9 protein-coding genes are annotated in these 13,705 nt (G+C 43.7%); 8 read left to right on the forward strand and 1 reads right to left on the reverse strand.

The window, feature by feature from the left end:
- Nucleotides 1–11: 11 nt before the first annotated feature.
- Entirely contained in the window at nt 12–1,397 is a 1,386-nt protein-coding gene (locus O9X84_RS03730) for a sensor domain-containing diguanylate cyclase (protein ID WP_269518218.1), read from the reverse strand.
- A 277-nt stretch (nt 1,398–1,674) separates the two neighbouring features.
- On the opposite strand from O9X84_RS03730, the gene glmU reads away from it, so the two are divergent.
- From glmU to O9X84_RS03770, 8 genes are all read left to right on the forward strand, one after another.
- On the forward strand, nt 1,675–3,033 hold the full coding sequence (gene glmU, locus O9X84_RS03735) for a bifunctional UDP-N-acetylglucosamine diphosphorylase/glucosamine-1-phosphate N-acetyltransferase GlmU (RefSeq protein ID WP_269518219.1): 1,359 nt from the start codon (nt 1,675–1,677) through the stop codon (nt 3,031–3,033).
- A gap of 105 nt (nt 3,034–3,138) precedes the next feature.
- A complete protein-coding gene (locus O9X84_RS03740; protein WP_269518220.1) occupies nt 3,139–4,164 on the forward strand; it encodes a Gfo/Idh/MocA family oxidoreductase in 1,026 nt (341 codons plus the stop codon).
- A gap of 208 nt (nt 4,165–4,372) precedes the next feature.
- Nucleotides 4,373–5,200 carry a DeoR/GlpR family DNA-binding transcription regulator gene (locus O9X84_RS03745; protein ID WP_269518221.1) on the forward strand — a complete coding sequence of 276 codons (828 nt, stop codon included), beginning with the start codon at nt 4,373–4,375 and terminating at the stop codon, nt 5,198–5,200.
- Between the two features lie 2 nt (nt 5,201–5,202).
- The gene (gene glmS / locus O9X84_RS03750; RefSeq protein ID WP_269518222.1) at nt 5,203–7,035 is read left to right on the forward strand and encodes a glutamine--fructose-6-phosphate transaminase (isomerizing); all 1,833 of its coding nucleotides are present in this window, start codon (nt 5,203–5,205) and stop codon (nt 7,033–7,035) included.
- Between the two features lie 30 nt (nt 7,036–7,065).
- A complete protein-coding gene (locus O9X84_RS03755; RefSeq protein WP_269518223.1) occupies nt 7,066–7,743 on the forward strand; it encodes a hypothetical protein in 678 nt (225 codons plus the stop codon).
- A gap of 624 nt (nt 7,744–8,367) precedes the next feature.
- Nucleotides 8,368–9,771: a hypothetical protein gene (locus O9X84_RS03760; RefSeq protein ID WP_269518224.1), complete on the forward strand. Its 1,404-nt coding sequence runs from the start codon at nt 8,368–8,370 to the stop codon at nt 9,769–9,771.
- Nucleotides 9,772–9,797: 26 nt separating this feature from the next.
- The gene (locus O9X84_RS03765) at nt 9,798–11,723 is read left to right on the forward strand and encodes a hypothetical protein (protein WP_269518225.1); all 1,926 of its coding nucleotides are present in this window, start codon (nt 9,798–9,800) and stop codon (nt 11,721–11,723) included.
- Nucleotides 11,720–13,696 carry a hypothetical protein gene (locus O9X84_RS03770; RefSeq protein ID WP_269518226.1) on the forward strand — a complete coding sequence of 659 codons (1,977 nt, stop codon included), beginning with the start codon at nt 11,720–11,722 and terminating at the stop codon, nt 13,694–13,696. The genes O9X84_RS03765 and O9X84_RS03770 overlap by 4 nt, the downstream gene beginning before the upstream one ends.
- Nucleotides 13,697–13,705 lie beyond the last annotated feature (9 nt).

A 13,705-nucleotide genomic window follows, 5' to 3' on the forward strand; every position in this document is an offset into this window, starting at 1 on the left:
TATTAAATGCCCTAGTCGATTAGCTGCATACGCACCAAGTTGCCACCATCTCGTTTAGCCTGATACAGCGCGTCTTCCGCATTGGCGGTAACTTCTTGCAACGGTCTTGATGAGGCGGTGTAAGAAATACCAAACGACGCGGTAATCTGTATATCTGGGAATTCGGCAAGTGGGGGCAGAGTTGCCACGCCATGACGAAGGTTTTGCACCAGTTCTAAGGCAACATGAGGGCCTGTTTGCGGTAACAAGATAATAAACTCGTCACTATTCCAGCGCCCTAAAACGTCCTGACCTCGCAGCTTCTCTGATAAGTAAGCCGCTACTTTATCTAAAATATCGTCACCTGTGTTGCGACCGTGTGCATCGACAATGGTGGTCATTTCGTCAATGTTTACCACCACCACGCTAAGTGAGTTGTGTTCTTGCAATAGGCTCTTATAAATAAGCTGCATGCTATCCTTCTCAGGAAGCCGGTTTGTTTGGCGAACTATCAGATCTGGCTGCATATCTTTTCTAAAATAATACAGTAAGTTATATATCAGTAAGAAAAGAGAAAATACAACCACCAGCAGTGTGACTACGCTAAAGATAAAGGCTTGTGAGATTTCAGCCTGCCTGTCTTCAAGCGGGCTTAGCAAGAACACCGTCCAGCCAAATTGATTCAGCTTTACCTCTGCAATTAAGAAGTCTTTTTCATTAATTGTGACTAATTTGTTGTTCAGCGCTTGCTCATTTTGAATTGAAAGGGGGAGGTTGGCGTACCAAGGTAATTCAGACAGGTTTGTAAAATCGGAATAAGTGGCAACTAATGCCGGATCAGAAGACAGCATAATGTCGCCATCGTTATCGACGAATAAAAAGTCGTAGCCGTATTCCTGTTTGTAAGAGTCGAATACTTCTATAAAGCTGCGCAAGCTTTTGCCAACGCCAAAAAAGCCCAGAAACTCATCTTCTTTATTGTGAATTTTAATATCGATGTACAGGTGAGTGTCTTCCCACTTTCCAATGTCAGCTACCGCATCGGCGGGATAGTCACGATACTTAAAATACCAGCTTACTTCACCTTCAATTAAATTAATGATGGTGCCGTCAGCATTATACTGTTTTCTGTCTTTCTCACTGGCGATGAAAAATGACAAACCAAACTCTTTTTCCAACCTTTGTAAGGTAGTGAATGCAGCATCGCTGTCTACTGTATCTTGGTTAAGTAAGTCTACAAGTTCAGTTGAGTGACCAAGGGCGTCAGAAATATGCAGAGGTTTGAGAAGTTGCTCCACAATAAGCGATATAGCGGGTGAGAGAGATTGCTGCTGGGCACGGCTTTGCTCTGCGACAATTTTCGAAATGCTAAAGTGCACTAAAGTTACAATCGCTATTACAACGACTGCAAAAAGCATCAATATACTTCTATGTAAGGTTCTAAACGTGTTCACAGACTGCGCATGCTCCCTTGCCTGGCTGAACTAAAATTTTGCCTTTAAAGTATACCTGTTGCAAATATGAACTACTAGCATGTTCACCTCAAGATTAGACTAAATGGCTAACTCGCAAATACATTGGTAAGTAGATGGTGTATTTAAAATGTGACAGGCCGCATTCATCCGCTGACATCTCATCAATGCTTAGTTACACTATGTGCAGATGATAATTATGTTTACACAATAAAGGGATTGTATGGCTTTTTCAGTGGTTGTTTTGGCAGCGGGTAAAGGTACTCGCATGAAATCTTCGCTTCCAAAGGTGCTGCATAAAGTAGGTGGCGTTCCAATGGTTCAGCGTATTATCAACACGGTGAAGTCGTTAGGTGCTGACAATATCCACCTTGTTTATGGTCATGGCGGTGACTTGCTGCAACAGACCATTGTTGAAGACAACTTAAACTGGTGCCTTCAGTCTGAACAGCTAGGTACCGGACATGCAGTTCAACAAGCCGCCCCTCATATAAAAGATAATGAAGATGTTTTGGTACTGGTAGGCGACGCCCCGCTGATTAGAGAAGAAACACTCGATGCGCTAAAAGCGGTAAAAGCCGGCTGTGATTTAGCCTTACTTACCGTTGAATTAGACGACCCCACAGGTATGGGCCGAATTGTTAGAGAAAACGATAACATTACTCAAATTGTTGAGCATAAAGATGCAACTGATGCGCAGCGCGCTATCAAAGAGATTAATACCGGCATGATGATGATGTCTGGGGCTGATCTTAAGCGTTGGTTACACAATTTAAGTAACGACAATGCCCAAGGCGAGTATTACCTTACCGATGTTATTGCTATGGCAGCCTCTGAAGGAAAGCGTATCCAGTCTGCTCAGCCAGCGTCGGCGGTAGAAGTTGAAGGGGTAAACAACCGCATTCAACTGTCTAACCTTGAACGCGCCTTGCAGGCTCGCCAGGCGCAGCAGCTGATGACTGACGGTGTTACGCTGTTAGACCCAGCACGTTTTGATATGCGCGGCACGTTAGAAGCTGGAAACGATGTTGTTATCGACGTAAATGTGATTGTTGAAGGCAATGTAACCCTAGGTAACAACGTGACAATTGGCGCAAACTGCATATTACGCGACTGCAACATTGCAGATAACGCTGTTATCGAAGCCAACTCTATCATTGAACAGGCAACTGTGGGCGAAGCCTGTGTTGTAGGGCCTTATGCGCGCCTTCGCCCTGGTGCGGTTATGCATAAAAACGCCAAAGTTGGTAACTTTGTGGAAATGAAAAAGACAGTACTAGGCGAAGGTGCAAAAGCAAACCACCTTACCTATCTTGGCGATGCCGAGGTTGGCGCTAATGCCAATATTGGTGCGGGCACCATTACTTGTAACTACGATGGCGTGAATAAATCGAAAACCATTATTGGTGAGAACGCATTTATTGGCTCTAACTCATCACTTGTAGCGCCAGTAAACGTAGGAGATAACGCAACCGTAGGCGCTGGCTCGGTAATCACCTCTGCCGTTGACGACAGCGCCCTCGCAGTGGCCCGTGGCAAACAACGCAACATAGCAAACTGGCCACGCCCCACCAAAAAATAAAATAAAAGGGGGTCAGAACCGCATTAATCCTACTTATAAAATGTTAGTCATGTTTTTGGCCTATTTTATTCGGTTCTGACCCCCTTTATTGCTTTAGGAGTTGCTATGATCACCACGCTACTAGTCGGGTTTGGCTTTTCGGCCACCACTTTCCACTTGCCCTTTCTTCAGCACCTTTCTGATTTTGTCGTTCAGGGCGTTGTGTCCTCAAAGCCGGATAAGGTGAAAACAGCGCTTCCTAGCGCTGTGGTTTATTCATCGTTGGAAGAAGCACTAAACAGCACGCAATTTGATTTAGTGGTAATAACAACGCCTAATCATCTGCATGCGTCACAGTCTTTACTCGCACTTGAACACAACAGCCATGTATTAGTAGAGAAACCTTTTACCCTAAGCGCAGCCGATGCGAAGCACCTAGTTGATGTGGCGCATGCGAAAAAGAAACAATTGTGCGTGTTTCACAACCGGCGTTTTGACGGCGATTTTCTCACCTTAAAGCAGCTTATTGAGCAAGGTAAGCTTGGCGATATTAAGCGCTTTGAAAGTCGCTTCGACCGCTTTAGGCCTACTCCACGTAATCGGTGGCGTGAAAACAAAGGCCCTGGCAGCGGGATATTTTGGGACTTAGGGCCACACCTAATCGACCAAGCACTTCAGCTTTTCGGCAAGCCTACAGCGGTATCGGCCAGCGTGTTAACGCTGCGAGATGGCGGGCAGTCAGACGATACCTTTGACCTTACTCTTCATTATGCCGACAAGATTGTGAACCTTGGCAGTTCAGCATTTCAAGGCGGGGCAACACTTCGCTTTGATTTACAGGGAACGAAAGCAAGCTTTCGAAAGTTTCACCTAGACCCACAAGAAAATCAGTTAAGGGCGAATATGAGCCTTGCAAGTGAAAGCTGGGCAGTGACGCCTGAAAGCGAGCACGGTCTACTTTCAAATGAAGATATGGCAGAGGTAATTGAAACCCGTCGCGGAGAGTATCTGGCTTTTTTTGAACAACTAGCACTTGCTATTAAAGGCGACACTGCCTCACCTGCCGATGCAGCTAGCGTTGTTGAAGTGATTAATATAATTGAAACAGCACTGAAAGCGAGTCGAGAAGAAAGAAAGTTGCTGTTAAATTAAGCAAAGTGCTTGAATGCGCTTTCATAATACCTTACGATTCTTTCAAATTGTAATTTATAACTTTCGTTTTGAAAGTTATAAGCGTTTTTCATGTTTACATTCCGTTTGTTTTAAAGGTATGGCAAATAAACTATGCCCCAACTATGCCCCAATAAAGCTGCATACGAATGTGAAAGCTGAAACGCCGTAGTTAAAGAAGTAGTTCAAGTTGAAGAGCAGTCATTCGGTTGATGAGCGTCGCAAACGCATAGTGGAATGGGTTAATGACAATGGCCATACACGTGTAGAAACGCTCGCTAGCCAATTTAACGCGTCTGAAGTTACTATCAGAAAAGACTTAACTGCATTAGCAGCACAAGGTGCGCTAATTAGGCAGTTTGGCGGCGCTGTGCCTGCGGTTTCTTCTGTGGCATCCTCAACACCTGCGTTTACTGAAACCACTCCTTTAAACCCCGCTCCTCAGAACATCATGCCATCGGCAAGTAACAACCTTGCGAACGCCATTGGACAATGCGCCGCCAATTTAGTCACGCCAGGTAGCAAGCTGGTGATTGACTGCGGCTCTACTACTTCCGCAATTTTACCGTATCTATCCACTTTAGATGACCTAGTGGTAATGACAAATACGCTGTCCACAGCCAACTATTTAACCCAGTGCGATACCGAGCCAACGGTGCTAATGGCTGGTGGTACATGGGATGCGTTGTCTCAATCATTTCAAGGCGCTATGGCTGAACAGCTCGTTAGTGCCTATAGTTTTGATATTGCGTTTATTGGCGCCGCTGGTATTGACGTTGAAAGAGGCACCACCACCTTTAACGAATTAACGGGAGTCACCCGCGCGATGGCCAATGCCGCTTCAAAAGTGGTGGTAATGGCCAGTGCAAAAAAACTATTGCATAAAATGCCTAACCTCGAGCTGGGCTGGAACAAGATTTCTGTGTTAATCACCGATGACACCATTAGTGATTCTGATAAAACGAATATTGAAAATAAGGGCGTGACGGTAATCGTCGCCACGCTTAATGGAGAATAAGCATGTGTGGAATTGTTGGCGCTGTTGCCGAACGTAATGTAGTTGAAATTCTGTTAGAAGGCCTAAAACGCCTTGAGTATCGCGGGTATGATTCGGCAGGCGTTGCATTATTGCAAAGCGATGGAAACCTAACGCGCATTCGCCGCACTGGTAAAGTTCAAGAATTAGCCGATGCGGTAGCTAACAGTGAAGCACTAGGCAGTACAGGTATAGCGCACACACGCTGGGCTACTCATGGTGGTGTAACAGAAGCGAACGCTCACCCTCACTTTTCTAGTGAGCGCGTTGCCGTTGTACATAACGGCATTATCGAAAACTACGTAAGCCTTCGCAATCAGTTAACCGAAAAGGGCTATCGCTTTACCAGTGATACCGACACAGAAACCATCGCACACACAGTTCATGAAGAACTTAAGTCGGGTAAGAATTTATTAAATGCAGTACAAAGCGCGGTAAACACATTTCACGGTGCATACGGCACGGTTATCATGGACAAAGAAGATCCTAGCCGCGTAGTAGTCGCCCGCTCGGGAAGCCCTCTTGTTATTGGGCTAGGCCTAGGTGAAAACTTCATCGCTTCTGATCAAATGGCCCTGTTACCGGTTACTCGCCGCTTTATTTTCCTAGAAGAAGGTGATGTTGCTGAAATTACTCGCCGCACGGTAGATATTTTTGATAAGCATGGCGCGCCAGTAGAGCGCGAAGTTGTAGAGTCTAATATAGAGCACGATGCGGGTGATAAGGGCGGTTACCGTCACTACATGCTTAAAGAAATTCACGAGCAGCCCACCGTAGTGCGAAACGCCCTTCAGCAGCGCATTACCGAAACGGGGTTAGCACCTGACGTATTTGGCGAAGGCGCTGATGCTATTTTCAAGCAAGTAAAGCACGTGCAAATTATTGCCTGTGGTACGAGTTATCACGCTGGCATGACTGCACGCTACTGGCTAGAACAATACGCTAACGTGTCGTGTAATGTAGAAATTGCGTCAGAGTTTCGCTATCGCAAGTCTGTAGTACACCCAAATAGTTTACTTATTACTATTTCTCAATCGGGCGAAACTGCCGATACCCTAGCAGCGCTGCGTTTAGCGAAAGAGTCGGGGTATATGTCGAGCCTGACTATTTGTAATGTTCCTGGGTCGTCGCTAGTCCGTGAGTCTGACTTAGCCTTTATGACCCGCGCAGGCGCAGAAATAGGCGTGGCATCCACTAAAGCTTTCACCACCCAGCTAACGGCATTTTTAATGTTAACCCTCGCCTTAGGTAAAGAAAACGGCATGCTAGAAAGTGATGAGAGCGGCATTGTTGCTGCGCTTCACAGCTTGCCTGCCAAATTAGAAGAAACGCTGGCTATTACCAACGGCATTGAAGACTTAGCAGAAGAATTTGCAGATAAAAACCATAGCCTATTCTTAGGCCGCGGCGACCAGTACCCTATTGCAATGGAAGGGGCGTTAAAGCTTAAAGAAATTTCGTATATTCACGCCGAGGCCTATGCGTCGGGTGAGTTAAAACACGGCCCGCTTGCGCTTATCGATGACGAAATGCCGGTAATTGTTGTTGCACCAAACAATGAGCTGTTAGAAAAGCTTAAATCGAACGTAGAAGAAGTGCGCGCCCGCGGCGGTATTATGTATGTATTTGCCGATAAAGATGCGGCATTTGAGGGCGATGAGTCGATGCGCGTAATCAATGTACCTCACTGCGACAGCCCCATAGCCCCAATCATTTACACACTGCCTTTACAGCTGCTTTCTTACTATGTTGCGCTAATAAAGGGCACCGATGTGGACCAGCCTCGTAATTTGGCAAAATCGGTTACGGTGGAATAACGGTAATGATAGGCGACTGAGGAAAACCATGTGTTGTACCATATCTTAGGTACTGTAAGCGCAGTCGCTTTTTTGCTGACCTGGTACGGGTTGGCGAAACAAATTATTAATATCGAGAAGCTGCGCGAAAGCAATCAGTCTTCTACCCAAAGCTTGTCGACGAACCAGTTCGCTTCAAGCTTTTTTGCGTTTTATGCCAACTTTATTTTTGGTATCGCCATAGAGCCTTTTAGCCATTACCTGGTGTGGACTCGCTTTGGTGCGCTTCTTTTAATCCTAGTTATTTTGTTTCAACTTTGGCAAGACAGACGCTCAATACCCACTGGGCTCATATTAGGCCTTTGCGCCACTGCAATGGTAATAGGTTTATGCTCAATGGGCTTTCGACCTTATCCCAGTGTGGCAAAGCTTGGGGCCAATAGCTTAATGCTGATTGTGACCGCGCTGCTTATACAAGGCACGCTTCATCAAATAATAGTGGTAAGGCGAAGCAAAGTAATAGGTGCGCTATCGCCCGCGCTATTTCGCAGTATTTTAATTAAAGATGTGACCACATTAGCGTTCGCGCTAACTATGCCAATTGCAGTGGCATGGCCTCTCATTGTGCTGAATGGGGCGAGTGTAATAACTCGAGGTGGTTTGTTACTTCAAATGAAAATGGTGGCAGAAAAGAGTGGTGAGAAAAACAGGAACAAAGAAGCATCGTAGCACATCATAAAAATAGGCAGTTCTGCTTACCCAGTATCTTTTCGGTATAGCAACCGCAATCGCCTATCTAGCACCTTATCTTCGACAACTGCTGGTTTACTACTGCAAATTTCTACTTAAAGTTTAAACGTTACTTACTGCTTTCAATGTTGCTTACCGTGGTCGAATATCCCTCCAACAGCACATAGCAGCCGAGCTTCTATTAACCCGCTTTGCAGAGTTATGTCGTATTAGAGGGCAATAACTTGTTAAGCCATATCGTTGGAACCACATTGTCTGGTTTTCTAGGTTATGCCAATACAGTCGTCGAAGCGGTGCATACTTTGCGGATAGTACCAAGTGGCTTTACGCTTGCTGAGAACTTTTATGAAATAGGAAACTTTGACGCCTATACATTAATGAGCAAATTTAGGTTTCAATTGAAAAAGGAGTAGAAGCCAAAGACAAGAGTTTGAGTTTTTATTGTCACATGTGTTTAAATATTGTACAGTTCAAAAAGTAAGCAGTGCTTGCCGCCTGTAAATAGCAAATCTAGACTTTACTCAGATTTTGAAAGTTTAAGAGCCCATGGCACTGAGGTAAACGAAAGTACTGCGCGCTCGAACGTGACGCAAAGGAATGCCAATGGAACGCTCAACCACACCTAGCAAACAAAAAAAACAGGCAGTCGTCTTAGTTCACGGAATGGGTGAACAACGGCCAATGGAAAGTATTCGATCATTTGTAAGTAATATCTGGAAACGCGATCCTGATCTCAAAGACCCTCACTTTTGGAACAAGCCTAGTTCAGTTAGCACCTCTTTTGAGCAGCGAAGAATCACAACCAATACACCACTGAATAAAAAAAGCAACACACCTACTCAACGAGTGGACTTTTACGAATATTATTGGGCGCATCAGACGGTCGGAACAAAATGGGAGCATTTTACGGGTTGGTTAGCTGCGCTAATGTTTCGAAAGCCCTCAAGCTATAAAGATCATCCAAAGTCCCTGATGAGGCTTTATTATCTACTCTGGTCACTTGTTGTGCTGGGAGCAATAGTAGTTGTTGCTTGGTGGAACGAATTGAGTTTTGAATACGGGTTATTCACCTTATTTTCAACCGCACTTAGTGCGATATGGGTGTTTCTCTTGGGCGTAGCGAAAAAGTTTTTTACTGACTACTTTGGTGACGTCGCTCGTTATGTTGAGGCGAAACCGATAAATATAAAAATTCGCCAAGAGATTCGAAAAGGTGGTGTTGAGCTAATTGAACGAATTCACCAAACTGGCGATTACGAACGCATAGTTTTAGTAGGTCATAGCTTAGGCTCAATAGTAGCTTACGACTTACTAACGCACCTTTGGGCGCGCGCAAATAAATTCAAAACAGGTGATGCAGAAGGCCGTTTACCAACAACTTTGAGCAAACATGCAAAATCGCTACTCGATCAACTAACTCAAAAAGCAAAAAACCAAGAGTTTCATGAGCAGTCTCAAAGGGAGTACTGGCAATTACAGCGTGACTTGTTTAATGAGTTGAAGGCAAATGACCCGAATAACAACTGGTTAATCTCAGATTTTATTACTGTAGGCAGTCCACTCACCTATGCGGATGTGTTGATGTTTCGTACAAATCAAGATTTTGTCAAACGCAAACTCGACCGAGAAAGTCCTACCTCGCCACCGGTGACCGAGAAGGGAAACTGGTACTACAGCGATGACCAGGGTGAATATTTGCATCATGGGGCTGTTTTTGCTCCCGTGAAATGGACGAATATCTACATGCCTCACGAGTGTTTTTACAAGGGAGATTTTATTTCAGGTCCAGTTGGTCGAAACTTTAGCTATATTCACTTTGACAACGACTTAGGTGTAATGACGGCACCTACAGATATCTCCCGTACGCCAATCGAAGAAATCGAACTCGACTACAAAAATGTCAAGAATGGATTTACTCATACTTCCTATTGGACAGGGTCACTTGAAAACACACAACAAAAAAACGAAAACTTAGCTGCGCTGAGAAAAGCATTGGGCTTGTATTAATCATAAATTTCAAGGGAGTGAATTCGATGCTAACGCATGTACGTAAGCTTTCATCTATGTTGGCTGCTCTTACAGCAACAACATTGATAGGTTGTAGTATTTCACCAGAACACCACGTTCGCACAGGTGCTGATCCGCGATACCAAGATAAAAACGTTGCCTTTCAGACTACTTACTATTTTCGTGTATTTGATTACTGTGCGCAAAATAAAGTAAACAATAACGCTGGTAAATACCCGTCATCTGGTGGGCTGTATCGATTTAAAATGACTGGAAAGGCCAGTACTTGGGCAAACAAGATAAAATTTGAATCGGGTATTGTTAAAAGTTGGGAAATTGATCCGCTTGGGGCGAATGTAATTTTCGATGAAAACATCGGGCGGCACCGATTTGTTTCAGAAAACGAGACACAAGATGAAGCTGCGAAAGAGCAAGCATGGGTTGATTACACAAAGCTTAAAACTGAGTTTTTAACACTCGCTGGAGAAAATAAAGGCGCTATAGACACGAAAAATGCGCTCAGCTCGAAACTACATAGCACTATTCTCAGTGAAGGCTCAGTTGCCGAAAATGACGCTTTATTGTTAAAAATTGACAATGAATTTGAAACTCACAAAAAAAGCATAGGGGGGATTAATGATGAGGTCAAAACAAAATTTAAAACGTCGGTTAACATTGCGCTTGAAAGCTTGCAAAAAGAAAACAAAGAAAAACTTAATCACGCTTTTTACTCAGCAGGTTTAGATTGGCTACTTGGCGTAACTAAAGCCAAGTTAGCTGAGAAGATTGAACAGGAGCTCGTTCCAAATATTCCAGACAACTTATTTAGTGATAAGGATAATAGCGTAGCTAATTGGAATAGCCTTATCGGTCAACTCAAAGGGCCGCATATTGATTTCTCAAACAATAGTATCCGAAGTCAGTATATCAAAGCACTCGCCACTGTTTACAGTCAAACAGCAAATGCCAGTAATATTGCTTCTGCAACAATAGTACTGAGCGGAACACCGGTGAAAGTTACTAACAAACTATCCGAATTGTTTATCGAAAAGGTAGAGGACTTTGAAGTAAGAGATATATCAGATGGAGCAAGAAATATCTTTTCGGAATTCAAAACTAAAACAAAAGTAATCGCTGATTCACAACAGCCTGATCAGGTCAGCTATAAAATGCTGGACGCAAATCTTAAAATGGAAATACAGGAACGGCTTACGAAATATGTAAATGACTTATTTACAACACAGCCACAATTTTTGGCTTTCACGAAAGAATTACCTGAACCATCAACAGTGGATTTTGAGAGTGGTGATAGTAGCCTTAGCGGGATGCTTGCAATCGCAAATGAAACCGCCATACGAACTGCACTGGCAGAAGTGACTAAAACCGCAATAAATAATGCAGTAACAGATGCTTACTATCAGCCAAACAGCCAGCTTTATGGAATACTCTCAACCTTAAAATCGGCGATGGCTAAAAAGCTCGCACTTGCTTCAGGTTCACCTGTACTAAGCGATGGAAAGAGTGATATGCAGTTAACTAAATTGCTTTCAAGTAATAGGGCCATCAGTTGCGACATAAATGAAAGGCGTGGTTTTCAAATTTTAGGACCGGAAGGCTGGCGCACATTCAATCAGGATGAACGATTAATCATGGCAATGTCAGCCGACAATAAACCCATCACCCAGACGCTGAAAGCCCTCTCTCAGCAAGTTCTTAATGCGCAAACAAGCAATGAAAGCGAAGGTAACCTTTTACCTATTGTGCAAGCTGAGTTGCGCTTAAATAAGGCGATGAACACTATAAATGTGAATAAAGTAAAGCTGTTTAGCTCGTCTGAACAGGAAAAAGGTAAAACGCTCTGTGAGCTTAGCAAATCAGTGGTGGCTCAACTGAGTTCCAGCGCAATAGGTGATACTGTCACGCCGATCGAATGTGAGGAAGGTCAGCAATGAGTAGATTAAACATCAAAAACAAAACGGCGCTTTTACTAACATTTATGCTTAGTTACTCAATAATCTTTGTAGTTAAAGTCAATGCTGAAAGTTCAATGCGCATTGAAGTTGAAGTATACGACGGCCCGTTGAGCAAAACACTAGACATACAGAAGTCGGAATTGATAGGCACATTGAACCTTAGCTCACATGTAATAGAAAACATGATACGAGCCATTCACGTCAGTGAGTGTCGACTAGGGTGTTTTGGCACTAGAGTAAACGGTATAGATGGAAACCTCCTCAAAGCATGCTCGCCGTCAACTTTTGATAGAGATAGTAATTTAACCATCCCGCCGACTTTTGACAGACTCTCGGAATTGAAAAATAACACTCATGACCAATCTGAGAAAGCAATGAATGCAAAATATGCACAGGACTTTGCTATGATGCTTCAAACAATATTACCACGTGAAAAGAGTAGGCGGTTTTCACTGCTCAAGCTCGATGATGAGCAACCACACGAACAAGATCTAGATGATCTTTTTGATCTAGACTTATTTGACTATCACGATAGTTTTGTCATACCCAGCAAAAACGAGGACGCAGTGCACCAAGTATGCCCCCAGTTGTATGACGTAAAACACAACCTCACCAATGTATTAGGTTACATGCATAAGTCCTTGGAGTTTGATTCTAGTAGTTCCATGCTTAAGTGCCGCCGCCATTTATTAAATGCGAGCGATGAACATGACCCTAAAGCCCAAGAATGCCTCACAAAAATGGCAAACCTAGGGCAATTGCTATCACAGGGGGCAGAACATTGGGCGACCACGCAAATTGCCGTACTGCCTAACTCAAGACGTGCCCGTATCGAGATAGCGAGAGCGGCGATAATCGCTGCTGAACTTGGTAGTGAAATGACAGCTCGCGCCGATGCTATTATTCGTCAACAAGAAGGCGAAGAAGCCTATGAACTTATGCCTACCAGCTTTTATCTTCGTGACTCAGAAGGTACTGACTATCTGAACCTCTTCGAATGGCTCGACGCCACGCCACGAAAAGACAAAAAATGGTCTACGCAAAGCCGGACACGCATGATTGAGCGCCTTATTAACGATAATAACTGGTCTAAGGTTAACACGGCGTTCGCGCGCGGAGACGGTAAAACAAGTATGGTTTTTGTAAAAGACAATATTGGTAACTGGAATTTGAAAGGCTACGACAATGATCCCAGTGAGATGCTCGACAACTACCGAGAAATAGGTACTAATCTTTTGAGTAGTGCTGCAAAGTTAGCCACAGGTGTGTCCAGTGGTGAGGACATATTGGGTAGTTTAGCTGGCGTGCAAAACAGTACAAAGGAAGCGCAAAACCTTCTATTTGGTAACGCGTCAAACGCTAGCTCAAACAGCCTCTCAGAGAATCTTGAGTCGCAAGTAAGAACTCGCATAACTGCAACGTTTCAACAGTATGCTGAACTTATAAAAGCGGCTGGTAATCGAAAGGTAACACTTAAAGAGCAGGTCAATGAAGTTGATAAGTTCCTTGAATCGATGAATAAGGAGTTTGAAGAGTATTCGAATCAAAAACAAGAAAGTAGCGAGTTAATTGCAGTATCTCAAAACAAGTTGAGGCAAAAGCAACATGAGCTAAACGAGTTGCGCACACTTTTGGATAATGAAAATCCCAAAACTTTACAAACTTTGCAAATGTACAATCAAATCAGCGAAAGTATCGTCCAACTAGAAGGTGAAATTTCGCGCCAAACGAAGGATCTTGAATCCATCATTGAAAGTAATAGCGAAAAAGAAAAACAGCTATTGGAATTAGCAGAAAAGAAACGAGTTTTGACCCAAGAGCAACAAAACAACGATAAAACCATCGAGCGTTTACCACTTGAAGCCGTTGCGGTAATTGAGCAAATTTTGCAATTATATCAACAAAATATTAATGCAATAAAAAATAGTTTTGTAGAGGCTACAGCGAAATAAAAGCCAAGA

Source organism: Alteromonas sp. BMJM2 (assembly GCF_027257845.1).
Lineage (GTDB): Bacteria > Pseudomonadota > Gammaproteobacteria > Enterobacterales > Alteromonadaceae > Alteromonas.